20 protein-coding genes are annotated in these 19,523 nt (G+C 39.3%); 9 read left to right on the plus strand and 11 right to left on the minus strand.

Translation table 11 applies throughout. The features are described from left to right. Positions 1 to 35 precede the first annotated feature (35 nt). The 4 genes from CYAN7822_RS25190 to miaB form a co-directional block, all read right to left on the minus strand. On the minus strand, positions 36 to 320 hold the full coding sequence (locus CYAN7822_RS25190) for a hypothetical protein (RefSeq protein ID WP_013325081.1): 285 nt from the start codon (positions 318 to 320) through the stop codon (positions 36 to 38). Positions 321 to 652: 332 nt separating this feature from the next. After that, positions 653 to 1,663, minus strand: a complete 1,011-nt coding sequence (locus tag CYAN7822_RS25195; protein ID WP_013325082.1) for an ATP-dependent Clp protease proteolytic subunit — start codon at positions 1,661 to 1,663, stop codon at positions 653 to 655. A gap of 174 nt (positions 1,664 to 1,837) precedes the next feature. After that, entirely contained in the window at positions 1,838 to 3,517 is a 1,680-nt protein-coding gene (locus CYAN7822_RS25200; RefSeq protein WP_013325083.1) for an SLC26/SulP family anion transporter, read from the minus strand. Next, complete coding sequence (gene miaB / locus CYAN7822_RS25205) at positions 3,517 to 4,857, minus strand: tRNA (N6-isopentenyl adenosine(37)-C2)-methylthiotransferase MiaB (protein ID WP_013325084.1); 1,341 nt, start codon at positions 4,855 to 4,857, stop codon at positions 3,517 to 3,519. Before miaB ends, CYAN7822_RS25200 begins: the two co-directional genes overlap by 1 nt. 397 nt (positions 4,858 to 5,254) lie before the next feature. On the opposite strand from miaB, the gene CYAN7822_RS25210 reads away from it, so the two are divergent. Next, entirely contained in the window at positions 5,255 to 6,169 is a 915-nt protein-coding gene (locus CYAN7822_RS25210) for a tyrosine-type recombinase/integrase (RefSeq protein WP_157871847.1), read from the plus strand. A gap of 303 nt (positions 6,170 to 6,472) precedes the next feature. Here the strand turns inward: CYAN7822_RS25210 and CYAN7822_RS25215 are convergent, their stop codons facing one another. Genes CYAN7822_RS25215 through CYAN7822_RS37940 form a run of 3 tightly spaced genes read right to left on the minus strand, consistent with a single transcriptional unit; the run spans position 6,473 to position 7,376 of the window. Then, positions 6,473 to 6,808, minus strand: coding sequence for a hypothetical protein (locus tag CYAN7822_RS25215; RefSeq protein ID WP_013325086.1), 336 nt, complete (start codon positions 6,806 to 6,808; stop codon positions 6,473 to 6,475). 35 nt (positions 6,809 to 6,843) lie between these two features. Then, the gene (locus CYAN7822_RS25220; protein WP_013325087.1) at positions 6,844 to 7,179 is read right to left on the minus strand and encodes a hypothetical protein; all 336 of its coding nucleotides are present in this window, start codon (positions 7,177 to 7,179) and stop codon (positions 6,844 to 6,846) included. A gap of 44 nt (positions 7,180 to 7,223) precedes the next feature. After that, positions 7,224 to 7,376, minus strand: a complete 153-nt coding sequence (locus CYAN7822_RS37940) for a hypothetical protein (protein WP_157871848.1) — start codon at positions 7,374 to 7,376, stop codon at positions 7,224 to 7,226. Positions 7,377 to 8,036: 660 nt separating this feature from the next. On the opposite strand from CYAN7822_RS37940, the gene CYAN7822_RS25225 reads away from it, so the two are divergent. Beyond that, on the plus strand, positions 8,037 to 8,390 hold the full coding sequence (locus CYAN7822_RS25225) for a hypothetical protein (protein WP_013325088.1): 354 nt from the start codon (positions 8,037 to 8,039) through the stop codon (positions 8,388 to 8,390). A 206-nt stretch (positions 8,391 to 8,596) separates the two neighbouring features. Here CYAN7822_RS25225 and CYAN7822_RS25230 read toward each other — a convergent pair whose 3' ends face one another. Further along, on the minus strand, positions 8,597 to 11,371 hold the full coding sequence (locus CYAN7822_RS25230) for a hypothetical protein (protein WP_013325089.1): 2,775 nt from the start codon (positions 11,369 to 11,371) through the stop codon (positions 8,597 to 8,599). A gap of 523 nt (positions 11,372 to 11,894) precedes the next feature. Between CYAN7822_RS25230 and CYAN7822_RS25235 the strand changes: the two genes are divergently transcribed. From CYAN7822_RS25235 to CYAN7822_RS25245, 4 genes are all read left to right on the plus strand, one after another. Continuing rightward, entirely contained in the window at positions 11,895 to 12,446 is a 552-nt protein-coding gene (locus CYAN7822_RS25235; protein ID WP_013325090.1) for a hypothetical protein, read from the plus strand. Between the two features lie 262 nt (positions 12,447 to 12,708). Continuing rightward, positions 12,709 to 13,068, plus strand: coding sequence for a hypothetical protein (locus tag CYAN7822_RS25240; RefSeq protein ID WP_013325091.1), 360 nt, complete (start codon positions 12,709 to 12,711; stop codon positions 13,066 to 13,068). A gap of 474 nt (positions 13,069 to 13,542) precedes the next feature. Further along, positions 13,543 to 13,638: a photosystem I reaction center subunit XII gene (gene psaM, locus CYAN7822_RS36065; RefSeq protein WP_013325092.1), complete on the plus strand. Its 96-nt coding sequence runs from the start codon at positions 13,543 to 13,545 to the stop codon at positions 13,636 to 13,638. A 203-nt stretch (positions 13,639 to 13,841) separates the two neighbouring features. Further along, positions 13,842 to 14,186: a slr1601 family putative cell division protein gene (locus CYAN7822_RS25245; protein WP_013325093.1), complete on the plus strand. Its 345-nt coding sequence runs from the start codon at positions 13,842 to 13,844 to the stop codon at positions 14,184 to 14,186. 55 nt (positions 14,187 to 14,241) lie between these two features. Here the strand turns inward: CYAN7822_RS25245 and CYAN7822_RS25250 are convergent, their stop codons facing one another. Together CYAN7822_RS25250 and CYAN7822_RS25255 are read right to left on the minus strand one after the other, a co-directional pair. After that, complete coding sequence (locus tag CYAN7822_RS25250; RefSeq protein ID WP_013325094.1) at positions 14,242 to 15,585, minus strand: RNA-guided endonuclease InsQ/TnpB family protein; 1,344 nt, start codon at positions 15,583 to 15,585, stop codon at positions 14,242 to 14,244. A 115-nt stretch (positions 15,586 to 15,700) separates the two neighbouring features. Continuing rightward, positions 15,701 to 16,372: a Crp/Fnr family transcriptional regulator gene (locus tag CYAN7822_RS25255; RefSeq protein ID WP_013325095.1), complete on the minus strand. Its 672-nt coding sequence runs from the start codon at positions 16,370 to 16,372 to the stop codon at positions 15,701 to 15,703. Between the two features lie 56 nt (positions 16,373 to 16,428). Between CYAN7822_RS25255 and CYAN7822_RS25260 the strand changes: the two genes are divergently transcribed. From CYAN7822_RS25260 to CYAN7822_RS25270, 3 genes are all read left to right on the plus strand, one after another. Continuing rightward, positions 16,429 to 17,313, plus strand: coding sequence for an anticodon-binding protein (locus CYAN7822_RS25260; RefSeq protein ID WP_013325096.1), 885 nt, complete (start codon positions 16,429 to 16,431; stop codon positions 17,311 to 17,313). Positions 17,314 to 17,724: 411 nt separating this feature from the next. Beyond that, positions 17,725 to 18,642 carry a ribonuclease D gene (locus tag CYAN7822_RS25265; RefSeq protein ID WP_013325097.1) on the plus strand — a complete coding sequence of 306 codons (918 nt, stop codon included), beginning with the start codon at positions 17,725 to 17,727 and terminating at the stop codon, positions 18,640 to 18,642. A 57-nt stretch (positions 18,643 to 18,699) separates the two neighbouring features. Next, positions 18,700 to 19,050: a DOPA 4,5-dioxygenase family protein gene (locus CYAN7822_RS25270; protein WP_013325098.1), complete on the plus strand. Its 351-nt coding sequence runs from the start codon at positions 18,700 to 18,702 to the stop codon at positions 19,048 to 19,050. Between the two features lie 62 nt (positions 19,051 to 19,112). Here the strand turns inward: CYAN7822_RS25270 and CYAN7822_RS25275 are convergent, their stop codons facing one another. Continuing rightward, a complete protein-coding gene (locus CYAN7822_RS25275) occupies positions 19,113 to 19,358 on the minus strand; it encodes a hypothetical protein (protein ID WP_013325099.1) in 246 nt (81 codons plus the stop codon). Between the last annotated feature and the right edge of the window lie 165 nt (positions 19,359 to 19,523).

Raw genomic sequence — 19,523 nt, forward strand, 5'->3', positions numbered from 1 at the left:
TGGGCGCTCGACAAAATAGGTAGGTAAACGATGCGCTAAGTTAAATCGAGGTTTTTTTTTAGTTCACCAGGATACTCTACTGTACTGCGAGTCCGTGAAATAATATCATTCAAAATTTGCTCTACTGGTTCCAACTTACATCCACCAGGAGACTCAGCCCAATTTAATAATGCCGTTACTCGCTGCCCTTGTGATGCAGGAAAAGGGGGTATAATTCCTGGGGGTGGCTTGAGGGTAAAAATTATCCCATCCAACTGTTCAGGAGTAATGGCGTTGAGTGTTGTATGCAGTTTTAAACGCTCTTTAGGAGTTTCGGTCATTGGTTTTTCCCTATACCTGCCTTATTGTCTTCTCCTGGACAGCGGGGCTCAAGTTTAACATTCTTTTGTTTGATTTAGCTCTCTATTTTTGTTATAGCTATAAAATCCTGATTTGTCAGCAATGAAAGTTAACTAAAAAAACTTGAATTTTCGACTGCCTATTTTGATTTTAATTTTCGCGCAGAGCCGCTCCAGCCGCAGAGGAGAACGCTGAGAGGTTATTTGTGAGAATATTGAGCCTGCGTAGGCAGGCTTTGTTCGTGTAGCCTCACCATATGCGGGTGTAGGGGCTTTTGTCGTCACCATGTGCGGGTGTAGGGTTTTTTTGTCAGCTAAATATAGAATAATGTTTGCTCTATTTGATCGCCTTTTCGTTCTGTTTTGCGCCAAGAACTGTCATCATTTAAGCGTGACCACCGTCTTTCTTCAGGGCGATAGTGCCAGTCTACGTCATTTTGGTAATATACCTGAATATTTTCTCCTTCTAAAATATTTAGAATTTCATTATTATGATAATTCTGTTCATCAAAATAGGTAAAAGCTTTTTGCCCCATTTCTGAATAATATTTATTGAGGTTTAATAAGAGTTTATTGATTTCGGGTTCTAACGGCAGTATGGGCAATCCAATTCTTTTGGCTTCTTCAATGGTAATAGGATAACTATGAGATGGATATTCAGAATTTAAATGATTACTGATTTTTTCGGCTTTATATTTATCTTTAATATGATATGATAGGATTTCTGTACAAACTTTAATGGAAAGAGAACTCGCTCTATCAACTGCCCCAACTACTAAAGGATGAATATAATTAAATAAGCTTTGATAGGGGTTACTATCATCACTTTTAGCTTCCTTGCGCCAAAGATTAATGACTCGCGTTAATTCGTCTTGACTGACGGATACTAAATTATTAAACGTATCTACTGGCGATAAATCATGAGTAATAGAGGTATCTATAGCTGTTAAAAAGGCTAACGGACCCATATAAATTTCATCGGCTCCTAGAGCAATCATGGTTGCCGCAGAGGCACAACCTAGAGGGATTAAAATTTTTAAGCATTCGGTATAATGCCGCAATAAATGAACGATTCTTAAAGAGGCTAATCCTGAGCCGCCATTAGATTTTAGAAATAAATAAATTTCCTTTTGAAAGCCGATTTTTTGTAATATATCTTGTAAGGCTTCTACATCATTTTGACAAATACTTCCCACCGGCGAAGTCCAATACACTAAAACGGTTGAATTTAATTTTTCCTGTAAATGGCTAATTAAATTTTGCGTTTCTTCAAAAAAAACAGGCGGCTGATTGACTTTTTTGTTGGAAGATAGATGTTCAGTCATAGTTGCTTTCAAGAGTCAAAAGGAAATGGGGTAGCACAATTGAGGAATAAAATCAGTTTTTTATTAAATTTTTAGCCTAATCAACTGTAACTCATTGAATGAGCAAATGGCTATAGATCTAGAAAATTTTAAGCTTAATTTCAAGATTACGGCCTTTTTGTCCTAAATGAATCATCAATTTTCTGTTTCGTGCCGCTCATAAAATCCTATGATGGCAGTATGAAGAGTAAAATAAACATGATCAGAACTTATTAATGTTAAAAGTCCAGAGCGTTGAAGTTGTACATATAAATCTTGTTTCACTCGTGCCATCGCTAAGGTAATATTTCGCTGTTTCAGTTCATTATAAAATTCTTCTAAAGTATCCACCGCAGTAATATCTAATTCTACAATTGCCTCTGTGTCTAAAACGAACCACTCTACCGGCTCAATTTCTGCTTCGATGGCCTCCATTGCTCGCCGCTTAAAATCTTCTACATTGGCAAAGCATAGCGGCGCATCATAACGATATAGCACTAATCCAGGAATGGTTTTAGTGTCGCTCCAATCAGCGATATCATGCAATCCTGGCATTCCTCGTACTTCCCCTAAAACTGCGTCGTGGGGATGAGCAACACGAGCAAATAAATCTAATATAGATAATCCCACAGCAATAGCTACACCCACTAATATATCTGTGAATAAAACGCCAAAGCTTGTAGCTAGGGCAAGGGCTAATTCAGTACGTCGGAAATTTTTTAGTCTGATAAATTCGGGGATTTCTATTAATTTAGTAGCGGCATAAATGACTATTGCTCCTAATGCGGCTTTAGGAAAAAGTGCCAGCACAGGGCGTAAAAATAATAAGACAAAAACAACCACTATTAAAGCCACTAAAGAGAATACTTGACTTTTAGTTCCTAAAGAATCTCCAATAGTAGTACGACTCCCACTACTGCTAATAGGAAAACCCTGCATCAATCCGTTGCCTAAGTTAGCAATTCCTAAAGCTAATAGTTCTTGATTTGCATTAATTTTGTAGTGATTACGACTGGCAAATGCTCTTGCGGTTAACACATTATCTGAATAACCCACTATAGCAATACCAATAGCTGAGGCTATCAAGGGCACAAATTCCTCAACCGGGATAACCGGCAGGGCAAAATGAGGTAACCCGGCTGGAATTGTCCCTACCACTGCGACCCCATATTGATCTAATTTAAAAAGAGCGACTGCTCCGGTTGCTAGTAATACGGCAAATAGTGGCCCGGGCGCATTGGGAAAATAACGCGCAATGGTAAATAAAAAAACTAATACTAATAGGGCTAAGATCAATGTGGGCCCATGAATTAGGTCTGTTTTTGCGAAAAATTCCCTTACTTCTCCTAAGACTGTTTCTGATTTCAAGGAAATCCCGCTAATTTTGCCGAGTTGGCCTGAAATCATAATGATTGCGACTCCTGCCATATAACCGATTAAAATCGGCTTAGACAGCAAGTTAGCCAAAAATCCTAAGCGAAACCCATAACCAATGATACACACCAGTCCGACTACTCCGGCCAGTACCGACGCTAAACTTGCATAGTTGCTTCCATCGCTAACGCTTAAAGCAGAAATAGCGGCGGCTGTCATTACCGCAGTGGTAGATTCTGGACCCACAGATAGTTGAGGAGATGACCCAAATAAGGTATAAAGCATCATAGGTGGTAAAATTGCCCATAGTCCTACTACAGGTTCTACCCCGGCTAATTCTCCATAGGCCATACATTGAGGAATGAGATAAGCCGCTACTGTCACTCCTGCTAATAGATCGGCTTTTAACCAAGCTGTTTGGTAAGACTTTAATCGTTTTAAGCCTGGCATCAGTTTAGTCATTAAACGATTTTACCACTTAAACTAAAAGGACGTACTTCAGTAATTTTTACTGACACTATTTGCCCTTTTAATTGATTAATATCTCCCTCAAAAAAAGTTAAACGATTTCCTCTTGTCCTTCCCATCACTTGAGTAGGATTTTTCGGGTTCACTTCTTCGACTAAAACTTCCTCTGTTCGTCCTAAATATCGCTGTGATCTCTCTGCCGCTTTGATGCCTACTAAATGGTTAAGACGTTGTAGGCGATCACTTTTCACTTCTTCACTTAATTGATTATCCCAGAGTGCGGCTGGTGTGCCTGGACGAGGTGAATAAGCCGCCGTATTCAGTTGATCAAAGCCTATATCATCCACCAGTTTTAGGGTATTCTCGAATTGTTCTTCGGTTTCTCCCGGAAATCCGACAATCGCATCGGCACTAATAGACGCATCAGGCATTAAAGAGCGAATTTTCTCGATAATTTGCCGATATTTTTCCTGTGTGTAACCCCGTTTCATGGCTTTGAGAATTTGATTATCGCCTGATTGGAAAGGAATATGAAAATGTTCGCAAACCTTGGGTAATTCCTTACAAGCTACGATTAAACGCTCTGTAAAATAGCGGGGATGACTGGTGGCAAAACGAATTCTTTCTATGCCGGGGACATCATTAACATAATAAAGTAAATCTGTCAAGGTATGTAAATGTCTTCCGGTTGCAGTGACTCCGGGTAAGTCTCGCCCATAGGCATCAATATTTTGTCCGAGTAAAGTAATTTCTTTATATCCCTGTCTGCCTAATTCTTCCATTTCCGCGCGAATAGCTTGGGGAGTGCGAGATTGTTCTACCCCTCGGACGTTAGGGACAACACAATAGCTACAGCGTTCGTTACAGCCATAGATAACGTTTACCCAAGCGCTAACGCGACTTTCTCGACGGGGTTTAGTAATATCTTCAACGATGTGAATGGGTTCAGTGGCGACAATTTGATGGCCATCTTCTACCTGTTTTAATAAGTCTTGTAGTAGGTTGGCATATTGAGGCCCCATGACTAAATCTAATTCAGGTACTCGCCGCAGCAGTTTTTCTCCTTCTTGTTGAGCCACGCAACCGGCTACAATGAGGGTTAAGTCGGGTTTTTCGTGTTTGCGCTTGGCTTGACGACCCAAATAAGAATAGACTTTTTGTTCGGCATTATCCCGAATGGTGCAGGTGTTATAAAGAACGAGATCTGCCTCATTGGGGTCTTCTGACCACTGATAGCCCAGGTCTTCTAGTATGCCTGCCATACGTTCTGAGTCAGCTTTATTCATCTGACAGCCAAAGGTGGTGATATGGTAACGGCGTTCTGAAGTAGTCATTGTGTTGTTGTGATCAGGGGTTTTTTATGCAGTCCGATCTTTTATTATAAAACTTCGCTCTTAACGGCGGAGTCGAAAATTAATTTTTTACAATTCTTGGGCATGACAACGTTTTTTTGTTTCAACTTGTAATGAATGCCTTTGGTTTGCCAGTTACCATAGCATGCCCGATAAAAGTCAGAATATAGTCCGGATTACATTCTCTGCTAGGGACGCTGCATAATACGTCTATAAATGTCTCAGAAATTGTCTCTAGCTTACGTTTGGAGTTTTGATTATGAAACCTTTGAAGAAACCCTTAGAACCTCAACAATGTGGTGACCGCGTTAGAATCAGAGTCCCTATGAACAAACAGTACAAATCTATCTACTGTGGCAAATGGGGCAATCCACCAGATATGGCTAAAGCAACTGAACTGGGTATCAGAATCTACAGAGATTCTAATGCCGGCTGCTTTGACCCAAGCTTGGAAACTTACAGAGCTATGGTAAAAACTGGAGAAGTTCCTCTAAGCTACTCAAAAGAATCACTGATTGAGGCCCTAACTCTGGAATACCAACAGACTCCGACTAATGCTAAAAGAAACGTTTTGTCCAAACTTCGGGGTTATTCGCAACCAATCAATAATGAAAGGCAAGCACTGGCATTTTATAATACCATAGTAGCTTCTGTCAAGTCCTCAAGCGCTGGGGTTTATTTGACAGCGCTTAAGCAGGTTTCCCCGTTGTTCAAAAATATCAAGCGACCCCGTTACCAAAAACCCGATGTAGAGCCTTTGAGCTTAGACCAACTGAAGGCTATTTTAGAAGCTGTCTCCGGTAGTCATTATGGGCCATTGTTTAATTTACTGGCTTTAACAGGGGCAAGGCCTAGTGAACTTTTAGGATTACGCTGGGGCAAAGTATTTTTAGATGAGGGATATATCCTGATTGACTCCCAATTGACAAAGGATAAAAAGATTGGCCCAACGAAGAACCGAAAGTCGCGCCGGGTTTTTCTTTCACCCAAGGCATCTGAATTATTCCGCAATTTGAAACCCCAAAAGGTTGACCCCGATGCGCTAGTTTTCACCAATACCAAGGGCCAGCCCATTAGTTTAATCGGGTTAAGAGAAGTTTGGCACAAGAGACTGAAAAACGCGGGTCTGCCCAGGACTAAACTTTATAAACTGAGAAGCACCCGATTGTCACAATTGTTAGAGAACGGCTACAGCCTTGCTCAAGTAGCAAATCAGGGTGGTCATAGTATTAATACCTTGATAACTAACTACGCAGGAGTTGTCTCTCAAATAGTAATGAAAGATTATTTCTAAGCGACCAGACGAGCTATAAGGCTGCTGAATGAGTGTAGCCTTATAAACATAAGCTTAAGCCTGTTGGACACGATATAAGAGGTTTTAGAGCGAATTGGGCAAATTTTAGCGACGTTGCTCAACCACTCATTTTGCTTTGTTTATCCGGGAAGCACCGACAAATGCTTGACCTGTATAGCTTTTGGACGTTTTAGTGGACCTTTGCTACTATAGGTATTAGCACTACCGCTACTAGACCGTAAACCAAAAGTTAAAGGGCCACTTTAGAAGCGACCCTTTGTTATTTTTGGGGGGTGCTTAAAATTAATCCACATCTAACCAATTTATTAAATCAAGAGCTATCATAACAGCCTGATGTTTATAATTTTTAGCAGTCCACTTTCTTAAAAATTCATAAATATCACCAACAGCACATAACTCAACAACTACAGTCCCCTTTGGATAAATTTGATAAACGCCTAATCGGGTTTCAGGTCGCTCTAAAGCATTTTCCTCATGTAATTCAGTTAAGACTAATACGTCATTTAAATCAAGCCATCTGTTACCTTCACTGTCTAAAAAGCTTGTTATTAAGTCAGTCCCTAATTTAGCTGGAAAGGTAGAAACTTTTAAATAACCGTCTAAATTTAAAGTAGCCATAGTTTTCTTTACTCAAGTAAGTTTACAAAAAGTTTTTACTCAAAAATGTTAGCCTTAATTGCAGCCTCAGTGATTCCTTTAGCTATTGGATGGTCATAATTTTTCCAAAACTGAAAAGCGCTCCTTATGGTAATTACATCAACAACCTCATCTTCACCATTTAGATTGTGCCAGAAAGCTTTTATAGTCCAACTTAGCTTATCCAGTACCTCCGGTTGGGCTTCTAATTCCACAGTTTTTAAGACATCTTTAGCTTTAAAAAAGTATCCGCTTAGGTCCCAGCTATAGAAATCAAGGGTAACCGGTCCAACTGGGAGGGCTTCATCAAAGTAGATCCGAATTAAGTCATCTTCTTTATATTGGTTAGTCATTGGTAATTGTCCTTAAGTAAATGGTTCAAGAGGTAATCAAAGTCTTAAGCTTCTAAAGCTTTCTTTATCAGTTGATAAGCAGCGGTAGAAATGCTTAAATTTTCTGCTTTCATCTTGGTTTGAATAGCCTCAAAAGTTTGGGCATCAATAAAAATTCTGATTTGTTTATCTCTGGGCTTATTAGTTGGTTTACCCACTTTATTTAATCCATAACTTTAATATATAGTTCCTATAGTTAGCCGGGAGTATGTCACTTTAAAATATCGAGGCAGTCTATTAGTTGGACTCTTAAATGACTGCAAGACAAACACGGGGTTTTTATGGGTTTATTTTCGGGCTATTTGGTGTCTGGGATTTGCTCTCGTGCCCTGAAACTTGAGGGGTTACGAAGTAGTAATACAGGTAAAAGATTACCCAAACTTAACCATAAAATAAGGGGCCGCTTTTCCCCTTATTAAAAGACAAAGTGGCGGAAGCTATACGGTGTAAGCTTTCAGAATCGTCCCGTCTAGTGTTTTTTAACCAAAATGACTGGCACGGGACGGGTTGGGGAAATTTCCCAATTATCCAAAATTTAACCCAAAAGCTCACGGGCATGAGTAACTATGTACTGGCAAGAACATCTAAAAAAGTGTACTAAAAGCGTACTGTTTAATTTTGGCCCATAACACACTTAGGCAGCGTTGGAACCCAAATCACTTAACGTAACAATAAAGTGCCTTAAAATTTAATTTAGGGCTGACCGGACAAGTATTGTGACTGCCAATTAACCTATAGAAAACAATGGGAACTATATATTAAACCCTCGGTTGCGATTTAGCCCCTAATAGTATATACACCACAGTTGCTAATCGATTATGCAAGAAAGATTCCTTAAAGCTTTAGAAGAAGTGCATGCTTTGGATAATAACCAATGGGAAGATATTAAGCATTTCTTAAATGGGGAGTCAACCCTAATTGAAGCCTCAGAAACTTTTGGGTTATCAGAGTTGGCCTGTTATATTATCAAGCGGCAATTTGACCCCAGAGATTTAAATATTAGTTTTGCCCCTACTAAAGATGAAACTAAAGGTTATCCCTATTACTATATTTTGCCTCATGACTCAATGTTGAGTTGGTTAATAAACCTCATCCGGCTAGGAGTTTCTCAACAGGAACTGGTGGATAAATTCCAGTTTCACCCTACATTTGTAAAGGCTTACACTGTTTAACCTTGGCCATTAAGTCAGGGTATTAAGTATCTATAAGTTACCCCACTATTTAAAAACAAGGCCCTGAAGTTATAAGGGTCTATTTTGAACTTAAAAATACCCCTGGCGACTGATTGGTTCCTGAAGGGTTATAATAAAAGAAACATTAGATTTCCAGTCGATTAGCAAAATAAAAGCCCTCCAACTTTGGGGGGCCTTATAATTTTTTATCGAGCTTTGTTATTCAACTTACCGGCCAGGGCATGCCTTAAAGTTGCGGCCCAGCCTTCATTAAAATAGCGCTCAAATAAGCCTTCTTTGTTAGTAGTGCGACCCCTGCGTTCAATCTTTTTGTACTCTTCCAACATATCTATATGGACAAAACTATTGTTCATTTTGTAGCTTCTCAGTTCAACTACTTGTTCCCCAGGGAGTAAACCTTTGATATGTTGCCAGCCCGTTGACTTATTGGCCTCTTGATAGCGACCAATTTTGAGTAAATAGGTGTTATTATACTCTAGAATAATATCAGAAATATCATCAAGCCCATCTGCTACCCGACGTAATATTTCAAACTTTGGGTGAGACTTTAATTCATGCTCAGTAAACTCTTTAGCTCCTCTGATTTTGAATTCATAACTACCGTCTGGTTTCTTCAGGCAATAGTCGGCTTTGCCCATGTAAGAGGCAGCCACTGATTCATGTCCTATTTTTAATTCAATCCCAAAAGTTAATTCAAGACCCCATGCTGACCAAAATTTGTTAATATGGTCATTAGTTAATTCCTCTGCTTTGGCCTCTTGGAAAATGTTGATAGTTTCAGTAGGGCTATCTATTGCCCTTTGAAATAGCTCAGACCAATTTTTATTAGCCATTGATTTTAGGGCAATTGAACGGTGTTTATCCAGTAACTCAGGGTGGGCCAATGTGTTTAATGAAGGCAATTTAATTTGAATACCTTCTTTGAAAAATCTCACTTTTTCTGGGCTGAATAATCCACCGTCTGTTATCACCTGGGGGCATCTTAAGGCTTTAGACATCATCCAGGCATTTACCCTTACTTTGGCCGTAATATTATTCCCTACAATGGAGTTAGCAGTTGCAAAATAAACTGATGCTAAAGTTCCATACCCAGTATTAATAAATAACTTCCGGGCCTCCTGGTCAGAGTGAAGTTTATCATAAGACACTTTAGCTTCTAAATCACCTGCATCAACTAAAGGTTTCAGTCCTTTGGCCTGCTTTTTGATTGCTTTACGTTCGTCTGTTAGTTTACCAAAAACCTTGGACAAAGGCAAAGCAAACCAAGCATAAGTCCGTGTATCTACAACATTACCCTTGACTGCTTTAACGGAACCCTGGTCTTTAAGAATTGCATCAGTCCAAGCTTCAAAATCGTCATACCGGTCAGCTTCCAAATGGTACGCCATAGAGACAACTTCTAAGCTTAGGAAAGCTTTATATTCAGTATTAGAAGCAACTGCTTTGATAACTTTAAGGATGTCTTCTGTGATAATTCCGTTAACAATTTCCCTTCTGAGGTGAACAATAGAGCCTGGTATTTTTGATAAGTCATTGTCATCATTGTCGTTATCATCATTACCTCCAATCATTGCCTTATTAATTTCTTTAGCCGTGACTACTTTTGACATAATCAAGTCTTGGCTAAACGGCAACTTTCCAGAAACAACAATTACCCAACAGCCAGGCGTTGCTTTACCCTCTATTTGTTTTAGCACTTCTTTAAGAGTTGTGCGTTGTTGATTAGCCGTAAAAGATTCAATCCGAGGTCGTCCTATTGGGTAAATTAGGTTGTTCATGGCAGTCGCATAAGCTGACGTCAAATCAGCATCAAGCACATTGGTTAACCGATACTCGTTAGGTATTTCATTCAATGCACGACCGCCATGAACAGGAGCTAGATAAGCAGTTGTTGTTTTTGTATCTTTTCCTAGTACCTGGGGAGAGGCCAAAGAATAGGCTAAAGTATCATATTCAGCATTTAAAAACCCTTTTAAAATTTTGCTAATTTCAGGGCTATCTTTACAGTTATTCAAGATATATTTTAAGCTTTCAAGGGAGTTTGCCATTCCTAAGAAAGTCTCCCGGTTGGCTTGTGCTTTCTTCAATTGTGAGGTATCTTGGGATAGGTTTAACTCCCCTAGTTTTCTGAATACAACAGCCGCTACATCAGGATTGCCAATCGAATGCTCAAGGTATTTTCTGAAGCTATTTGCTACCAAAGACCCTGTAGTCATTGGAATATTTTGCAAAGTAAAGCAAGTGCTTTCTGGCAACTCTAGGGCTTGTGATTGAAGGCTTTGGATATTTGCACTAAACTTCTGATAAATAGAAAGTAAGCAATCGGTATCTCCTATGGAATACTCAATAAATGACTCTGGCTCATTGATTAAACCGGCAACCATATTAGTCTTATAAGCATCCATTTTGCCTTTGTCAGCTAATTCAATAGCTACAGAACTAGCCAGTGCTTTTAAGCTCCCAGTTGTCCAACCTTTTAAATCTTTGACCTTGATGGTATGTCCTTTCAGCTTGTAGATTGCTTTGATATTTCTCTTTTGACTTATCTCCCCAATTAGGTACTCATCACCTTTTTGGTCATCTAAAAATTGCTCTGGCAAAACTAAACGGTTAAAATTATTAGACCCATGCAGTAAGAATAAATCCTTGGGGCTATAAAACATTAACAGGTTTAACTTTTTCGGCAGAATTTCAGTTTCTAGGATGTACTTTAAACAATCAAAATCACCCGAAGTAAGGTCGGCCAAAACTAAATTAATACCCAAGCTTTCACAGGTGGACTCAATAGCTTGTAGAGGCAATTCATGAGTCAACTTGAGAGTTGAATTTAGGAATAAATATCGATTCCCATTTTCTAAAGAAACTTGCACACTGATAGGCTCGTTTGTAAAGGATTGCCATTCGGCATCGGTTGCTAAGAAAAATACTTTGGCCTCTTGGTTGGATTGCGAGTTATTCATGATTGTCCAGTCTATAAAATTGATTAGCAACCTATAGGGACAGACTGGTAGTTAGGGATATATTTTGATTTTATAGTTCTTCTGTATTGCGATACTTATAGTGTTCAAATGACCAGTGCAGCCATCAGTGCGCTCTAGGGACTTTTAAATAGTACATAGTTACTCATGCCCGTGAGCTTTTGGGTTAAATTTTGGATAATTGGGAAATTTCCCCAACCCGTCCCGTGCCAGTCATTTTGGTTAAAAAACACTAGACGGGACGATTCTGAAAGCTTACACCGTATAGCTTCCGCCACTTTGTCTTTTAATAAGGGGAAAAGCGGCCCCTTATTTTATGGTTACTTTCTAAGGATTATTTTACCCATATTACCAATGCAACCCCTCAAGTTTACCGGGGACAAGAGATATTCCCTGACACCAAATTGCCCAGAAAGTTAACCCACAGGCTGATATTTTGCTATTTATATACTACAATCAATGCAATAGTCACTCTATCTCTACAAACAGTGACCAATCGAAGCTTATGGAAACTCAAGATTTGATTCAATACTTGTCCAACCTCACGGACACCGCGTTGTTAATAAAAAGTCATGCGATCGCTGCTTTAACTTTCTATAACTGGGTCAAACAAAATCTCACTCAAAAGTCAATCCGTGAATTTACCAAACAGCATCGGCTAGACCTCCGCAAACTCCAAGACAGACAAAAATTAGCGCTCAGAATTGCCTCTTATGTTCAGGCTAACCCCATCACTAAAGAACAAACTCCGGCATCAGAAAATCAGCCCCAAGAAAATAACACAGCATCCCCAACAGATGAACCAGCAAGCCCATCTGAGCTTATCCAAACTGCGCTCACAATCGGTCAATCTCAGAACGAAGAAATAGCCGCCATAGTTTCCTCTAAAGCTAAATCTATGCTTGAGTCCTTAATAAAGCACCACTTCAGGGCATCTTTAGAATCGCAATTAACCCAAGTTTTTCATGATACCTTAACAGCGCATGTCTCCAAGTCTAAATTAATAGCTGCTAAATTACTTAACGAGTCCAAAGCTTTACTGTTAGCCGCCACATAACTTTAAAATAATCCCAATCAAGCCAAATTTGCGCTGTAGTGGCTCATTAGCTACCATATAGTCATTTATAAGTCTTTATATCCGACAAGCCTTAAATCTCGTTTTTGGCTCAAGGGTTTGACTTGATTACTTTACTACAAAGACAACGCGCCTTTTCGGGTTACCCATCAAATTCAGCATTTACCACGATTACCAGTCTCAGCCAAACCTATAAAATATCTTCAGACAGAATTTATATAAATCTTTATCACCTAATAAATTTATGCCTCATTCCAATAAACCAAGGCGCATCCCAGAAGGTTTTAAATGGTGCAGCCGGTGTCAATCAGTTTTATCTATAGCAGATTTTGGTTCTAATAAATCTAATGCCGACGCTTTAAATGATTATTGCCGGCCTTGTGCAAATGAAGCCAGTCGCTTAAGTAAACAAAAGAAAAACACTACTGAGCCTTCTCTTACGGACGAGCCTTTATTAAAACGATGCTGTACTTGTCGAGAAACGAAGCCGACCTCGGAGTTCTATAAAAGTAGTAGATCAGCAGATGGCCTTCGTCCTGAATGCCGCACCTGTGGTATGGAAGCCACACGACGGTCTCTTCAAAAACGACAAGCCGCCGAGTAGCCCCCCTGCCTTGTGAGTCTTTTTAAATAACGTGGCAATCCAGATGGATGCTATAGCACGTCCTCCAATAACCATTGTGAGGTCTAAACTCGTGTAAGCCTGGGACAGCGCTATAGTATTTTTGCTCACTTTGGTAACTTTGTATTATTTTGATTACCCGATTGCCCAGGCAGGCCCCAACAGCATCTAAAGGGCAATCTAAAATTATATCGCACAAGCTTTAGTGTCTAACTTTAGACAATTTATACAAACTTCTCAGATTAATAGGAAATTCAAATATATCTCAGGGTAGCTTGACAAATGTCTCACTTCAGTTCTCAAGCTATAATCGCGCACAGCATCCCATAGTAATCATAGCAAGCTCTAGAGCAAATCTGAGACTATTACAACTTGTAACAATCTCTGGGCCAAAGCGGCTAGGATGACGCAAAGTATTGTTTAAATGATCTAAGACGTGTAGGAGTCATTCAAATCATGGCTATATCTGATACTCAAGTTCTAGTTGCTCTTGTTATTGCACTGCTTCCTGGTATACTCGCTTTCCGTTTAGCTACGGAACTGTATAAGTAAATCCTTGTCCTTTAGAAGGATATGACCTTTCATCTCTTGACCAGGCAGTTATCTAACCATAGATTGACCGGCTCTGGACAAGAGATGCTCTATAGTTAGCAATAAGTATTAAAAAAAAATTAAAGGAGGAACCCTTGAAGAGGGTTTTTGTCTTATATATTGAGTTTTAGTGGTAAAACTGATTAAACTTTTCCAAGAAGCCTATGAACGCCTCATCTACAACTCGTCTGAAAAAGCGGCGTAACAAACATCGTCAGAAAAGCGCCTATAAAATGGTGGCTGCGGAAATTTCTGTTAAGTTGGTGGTCAATGTGTTATTGTCAGTTACGGCAATGGCCGCTTTAACCAAACTTTTACCCTATCAGCAAGTACAACTCGCCAAATTACATTTAATTGGTGTGGAACGCGAAGAAGTGGAAAAACGAGTGGAGCATTTACGGGAAGATTTTAGCCGTAATTTTGATCCCAATCAAACGCGAAAAATTATGCAAGAACAAAGCCCTCGAGTCGATCCTAACCAGCGTCGTATCTTTTGGGTAAGTCAATAGTCATGGGGGAGTTGACTTCTCTATTCGTTAGAAACGAATAGATTCTAAGCCGATGCTACGCAACGTGACAGGGCGTATAAAGTGGCGAGGCAACCTCGCCACACAGCCCCTTATAAATCGACGTTGCGTAGCGTTTTTTCTTCTTAGAGTCCCAGATTAAATACCTGGGTGGCGCAGTCAAAAGTAACGCCCTACAAGCCTTGGTCAAGTCTAAACCTAACTGTACTTCTACTTTTTTCATGATATTGGCAGCACCCATCAAATCACTATTTATGAGTTTGCCTGCTTTGGTTTTATAGAGTCCTCTAAATATTCTCTTACCACTTGGTTTCCACCCTTTGGGTTTATTATCTTCACCGAATGAAGGTAGAAAATCATTATCGAGAAACGAACTCTTAGAGGTATAGCTCTCCTCAGTTTCAATAAATCTTAAATCATATAGTTCACATAATTGTTTAATCCTTTCTTTGACTTTAGCTGTAGGAATTTGGACAAAAGTTTGTGTTAATTTCCCTAGTTTAGCTTCTTGCCGTTGTCCTTGATTCCACCCAAAAACTACTGTTCCTATCTTATTATTAAGGCAATAGTTAATGACTATTTTAGCTGCCTTATTAACAGCATCACGCATTTGTCTATTACGTTTTTCGGTTATATGAGCTAGTTGCCGCTCCCAGTATCCTTGGGGTTTACCTTCTTTGAGTTTGCTAATTCTTTTGTTGTACCATTGATTTAGACTTTTTACTTTTCTCCCATCAACGATAAAAGCCAAACCCGTATTTGTTATGCAAGACAGCCAATTTCCGATCCCTGGATCAATAGACAACGCCTTATCCCAGTCCACCTCATGTTTGACAACTGGCTTATGTTCATAAACGAATTCAACATAAAAGCACTGGTTACGAGGTAGTATTCTCAATTCCTTGATATCTTCAAACTTAAGATTAGAAGGCATTAGCAAGGAAAAACTATCGATACCAAACCATCTTTTTACTGTTTTACCTAGTGGAATACTGATTTGATTATCTACTAACTTCAATGCCTGTTTAGGGTAGGTTACAAGTGCTAGACCTCCTTTTTTGCGATACTTTGGGAGCATTGGTTTATCCTTTAACTCTCCCTTCTTGTATTTCTTGTTTAACTCTTGGAAAGATTTAAAAGATTCCGCAACACTTCTAAGTATTTGTTGTGCCGCTTGAGAATATAAAACCTGAAAATGCTTGTTAGTCTTATATTCTTTTTGTAAATCGAACTTACCGATAATTTTTCGAGTCTTAAAGTATAACTGACGTGCATAATAAATTCCACAGTTAGTTAGTTTATGGGACTCTGAACAAATAAACTCTAGAACGGCTTTTAGTTCTGAGTTAGCAGTGATTAAGTTTTGTTGGCATCCATACATGACAACCCTACATATTGAAAATCAAAAAAGTAAATAGACACATCGAGCTAAAGCTCGCATCCGTCGGGCTTCATCGTTTGAATAAATTACAAAGGCTTTCGCGAGAACCGTGTTTTTATGGTAAATAAATTAAGTGATCGTCGTCGAGACTTACTAATCCCTCTTGACGTAATCTTCCCATAAGACGAGTAACGGTTACGCGAGTGGTTCCGATGGCACTGGCAATTTGAGCATGAGTTAAGGTATAGGGCAAATAGTAGCCTTTATCGGAGGGCTGCCCGTATTCTTCAATTAAAAGGGTCAGAAAGCCTAATAAACGGTCTATCGTGCGCTTTTGCCCTAGCATACTTAACCATAACAGTTTACGCTGATGCTGATAGCGAAAGCTGTTAAAAACTTCTTGTTTTAAATCTGGCCAATGTTCTAAATCTTGCCAGTACAACCATATTACTGAGGTAGCCTCCACATGAGCAATGGCTTTAAGGCTGATGGGAAACTGGGAAACAATTTCAAAAGGAAGGCCTGCTCCCACAAATCCTAAAAAAACTGCTTCACAGAGCGATAAATCGGAATGAGATGACTGTTTTGGCAGGGTTTCGTTGGTTTGCGTGAACCCAACTATGCGAATGGCTCCCTGTTCTACAAAATACAATAAACCTGGACGAGTGGGAATAGGTTCGTCTTTGTTAAAAGTGTGATCTCGATAATGGGACTTAGCCCAATCAAAAATACTCTGCCCAGTTAGATTAAAATGAGACGGGTTAGACGATGGGATATAAGAGTGCATCTTGTCATGCTTGAACCTAAGCTAGGCAAAGGATGAGTTTTTAAAGACCGGTATCAATGGTAACAAAAAAGATATCTGAGTGTCAGTCGGCTCTATTGAGCGTTATCCTTGAACATCCGTCAATTCGGCGGCTGCTTCAACAGCAATTTTTAAATGCTTCTGTGGCCGCTTTTTCGCCCACTGACACGACTGCATTAGCAGTTAAGAAGATTCCTTTATATCGCCTAAAACATCCGACGAAATTTATTTATCGTTGTTCGCTCGCTTTGCGGCTGGCATCTCAATTATCTTTATCCACTACTGCCATCGCTCAACAGTTGGTGACTCATTTAATGGCTGTTCATGCTACCCCCAAACACCCTCATCTAGAGTTTACCCTTGAGCTAGGGGAAAACGGAGTGATTGATTGTCTTTTGTGCGATCATTCTCTAGTTTTCTGGTTAGATCGGTTCCCTAAGTTTTTTTTGCCTTCTTTTACGGGTAAAGTGGCTGATTCTGGCTTAGAAGAGATAAAAGCAATTAATCTCTTTCCCCTTCAATATACTCATGCTCGCTGCTGTGCTTTACTGCGTTTAGGAGATAAAGACCGCTTAATCGAGTTTAACACTCAAGAGTTAGGTCAACTTCGATGGTTATGGAAGACTCCTAACCCGATTGGGTGGAATTTCTTAGGGGAAATCCCTGAATTGCGTCTTATAGGTCAATTTTTTCATCTGGTGGATAATATTGAGGAAGTTGCTCCTAAAAACTACATTTCCCTAGCCATGCAACTGTGTGAGGCTTTTTGGGAGTTTGAAAGTTCTTGCCGCATTTGGGGAGAGGTGAAGCAGAAAACGCCCGTAAGAGCGCAGGCTAGACTAGGTTTAGCGGCTGTAACTCAACTGCTGTTGGGGTGGCTATTGCAAGAGAAGTTCAAGGTAACGGCTTTTGTAGAAATGTAAAGAAAAAAAAAGTTTTTTAACAATAGTGACAAATTTGTAATTGTTCTATATACTTATACCTAAGTGTGAGGAGCGAACCAGTCAGGGAACCGAGACGAAACACGGCCAGTCGTCGGTTCTCTCTCTGATTTTTTTAATTGCTGAGTGCATTAGTGGCGATTAAAAAAATCCAATAATCAATCAAGATATTGAAATAATCTAGAAGTATGGCAAGCCAAAAGAATCCTGCCGCTTGTTGAACGAGGAGAAAGTTATAGTAGCAAAAGCCTTCAACAGTCGTAGTTAATCTTTAAGGCTCAAGTTAGATGTGTTAAGATTTATCCGAATGTACGGTAAAAAAGAGCAGGGATAAACCTAAAATTGTCCTTGACTCCTCATTTTATCTGTTCCTCATGGTTTGCCAATTGATTTATGTTATATTTCACTGAACCAGATGATATCCAAGCTTTAATTGATGAATTCGCGCTCCTGAAAATTCTCTGGTTAGATACAGAGGTGGCTGATTTTAAAAGTCAAAAGCCCAGACTATCTCTAATTCAGATGTTAGCTTATCCACAAGATAAAGATGGTTCGAGAACTTTTATTATTGATGTTTTAAATAAAAGGGATGAGGTGGATTATTTTATTGAAAAAATCATGAGTAATGAACAGATAAACAAAGTTTTTCATAATGCTCAACATGATTTAAAATTTTTAGGCGGTAAAAAAGCTCAAAATATAACTTGTACGATGAAATTGGCTCAAAGTATTCCTTATCATATTTTACCGGTTAGTTCATTGACCCTAAAAACCTTGACCGAACATTTAACCGAGTTTAAAAATGTGAGTAAAGAAGAACAAGGCAGTGATTGGGGACAACGGCCCCTGAGTGATCAGCAACTACATTATGCTAAGATGGACCCGATATATTTGGCTCATATCCATCAAAAATTATTAGAGTTAATCAAGAAAAATAATACCGATCCTACTCGGGATGATTTAACTGAAATTGGCAAAAGATATCAAGAAATAGAACCAGAATGGAAAATTTTAGATTCAGAAATTAATCATTTAAAAGAGAGAGCTAAAAACGCCATGAAAGCGCAAAATAAACCCGAAAACTTTGCTTTTAAACTTTCTGGCTCAGACCGTACCACCGTTAAAGTTGACTTTGCTGAATTAGCCCAGTTAGCGGTAAGCCAAGGCCTTGATTTACACTTTCCCATCACTTTAGATAAATCTCTGCAAAAACAACTCGGAGATCTTTTAAATAAACTTTCGATCCAAGAAGAAAAAACGACAACTTGGCGTTTGCTTTCTAAAGGGTTAGAAGAAGAAACCGATGATTAGTCAGTGGCCAGTTTTAATAATCAATACCTGTTGCCTAGTGCCTTTCCCTATTAAAATATGCTAGACCTTACTACAGATTCTATAAGCGGTTTTCATGCTCATATCTATTACGACGCTTCCACTAAAGAAAAAGCGCAACAATTGCGGGAAAAATTGGCCCAAAATTTTACTGAAATCAAGCTTGGTCGTTGGCATGATCGCCCCATCGGACCACATCCTCGCTGGAGTTATCAAGTAGCTTTTGAAAAAGAACTATTTGGAAAACTAATACCTTGGTTAATGCTCCATCAAAATGGATTAATAATTTTAGTGCATCCATTAACCGGCGATGACCTTGCCGATCATCGAGATTATGCTATTTGGTTAGGAGAAAAGCTAGAACTCAATCTTGAGGTGTTAAAACAATAAAAAAAGCGGCTGCCATAGCATTGATATAGGGAGATAAAAGCATAAACTTGAAAAAGTGTCTATTAAGCAACTTGAAACCGCCAATTGATAGCACGAGGACGAGGCGCAGTAGCTACAGGACCTAGACAGTGATAAGTCTGTCCCCGATAGATTAACTTAACTTTTCTAAATTTACTAGGCTGTACTCTCTTTTGAGTTTGGACAAGACCTTGATAAACCTGACCGCGATAAATGAGTGTAGTCACGGAATTTGCTGTTTTTTCAGGAGCGGCAACGGTATTAAAGGGAAAAATGTTAACGTAGCTCATGGGTCTATCCTCAAAGTTTGTTATTATCAACTACAGCTAGGTTCTAGACAATTTCGGAAAACTCAGAAAAAATTTTCCCCAACGGAACACCCACTGACCGTAACCTGTCACAAATTGCTAGACTAATACCCATATCAAACGCCCGCACACACCTAAACCACTCTC

Source organism: Gloeothece verrucosa PCC 7822 (assembly GCF_000147335.1).
GTDB classification, from domain to species: domain Bacteria; phylum Cyanobacteriota; class Cyanobacteriia; order Cyanobacteriales; family Microcystaceae; genus Gloeothece; species Gloeothece verrucosa.

Bases quoted from the DNA above. Each gene is read 5' to 3' on its own strand.
- CYAN7822_RS25255 (WP_013325095.1), bottom strand. From the start codon at position 16,372: ATGCACTCTTATATCCCATCGTCTAACCCGTCTCATTTTAATCTAACT.
- miaB (WP_013325084.1), bottom strand. From the start codon at position 4,857: ATGACTACTTCAGAACGCCGTTACCATATCACCACCTTTGGCTGTCAG.
- CYAN7822_RS25200 (WP_013325083.1), bottom strand. From the start codon at position 3,517: ATGACTAAACTGATGCCAGGCTTAAAACGATTAAAGTCTTACCAAACA.
- CYAN7822_RS25275 (WP_013325099.1), bottom strand. From the start codon at position 19,358: ATGAGCTACGTTAACATTTTTCCCTTTAATACCGTTGCCGCTCCTGAA.
- CYAN7822_RS25270 (WP_013325098.1), top strand. From the start codon at position 18,700: ATGCTAGACCTTACTACAGATTCTATAAGCGGTTTTCATGCTCATATC.
- psaM (WP_013325092.1), top strand. From the start codon at position 13,543: ATGGCTATATCTGATACTCAAGTTCTAGTTGCTCTTGTTATTGCACTG.
- CYAN7822_RS25210 (WP_157871847.1), top strand. From the start codon at position 5,255: ATGGCTAAAGCAACTGAACTGGGTATCAGAATCTACAGAGATTCTAAT.
- CYAN7822_RS25265 (WP_013325097.1), top strand. From the start codon at position 17,725: ATGTTATATTTCACTGAACCAGATGATATCCAAGCTTTAATTGATGAA.
- CYAN7822_RS25230 (WP_013325089.1), bottom strand. From the start codon at position 11,371: ATGAATAACTCGCAATCCAACCAAGAGGCCAAAGTATTTTTCTTAGCA.
- CYAN7822_RS25245 (WP_013325093.1), top strand. From the start codon at position 13,842: ATGAACGCCTCATCTACAACTCGTCTGAAAAAGCGGCGTAACAAACAT.
- CYAN7822_RS25260 (WP_013325096.1), top strand. From the start codon at position 16,429: ATGGTAACAAAAAAGATATCTGAGTGTCAGTCGGCTCTATTGAGCGTT.
- CYAN7822_RS25215 (WP_013325086.1), bottom strand. From the start codon at position 6,808: ATGGCTACTTTAAATTTAGACGGTTATTTAAAAGTTTCTACCTTTCCA.
- CYAN7822_RS25235 (WP_013325090.1), top strand. From the start codon at position 11,895: ATGGAAACTCAAGATTTGATTCAATACTTGTCCAACCTCACGGACACC.
- CYAN7822_RS25190 (WP_013325081.1), bottom strand. From the start codon at position 320: ATGACCGAAACTCCTAAAGAGCGTTTAAAACTGCATACAACACTCAAC.
- CYAN7822_RS25250 (WP_013325094.1), bottom strand. From the start codon at position 15,585: ATGTATGGATGCCAACAAAACTTAATCACTGCTAACTCAGAACTAAAA.
- CYAN7822_RS25220 (WP_013325087.1), bottom strand. From the start codon at position 7,179: ATGACTAACCAATATAAAGAAGATGACTTAATTCGGATCTACTTTGAT.
- CYAN7822_RS25225 (WP_013325088.1), top strand. From the start codon at position 8,037: ATGCAAGAAAGATTCCTTAAAGCTTTAGAAGAAGTGCATGCTTTGGAT.
- CYAN7822_RS25195 (WP_013325082.1), bottom strand. From the start codon at position 1,663: ATGACTGAACATCTATCTTCCAACAAAAAAGTCAATCAGCCGCCTGTT.
- CYAN7822_RS25240 (WP_013325091.1), top strand. From the start codon at position 12,709: ATGCCTCATTCCAATAAACCAAGGCGCATCCCAGAAGGTTTTAAATGG.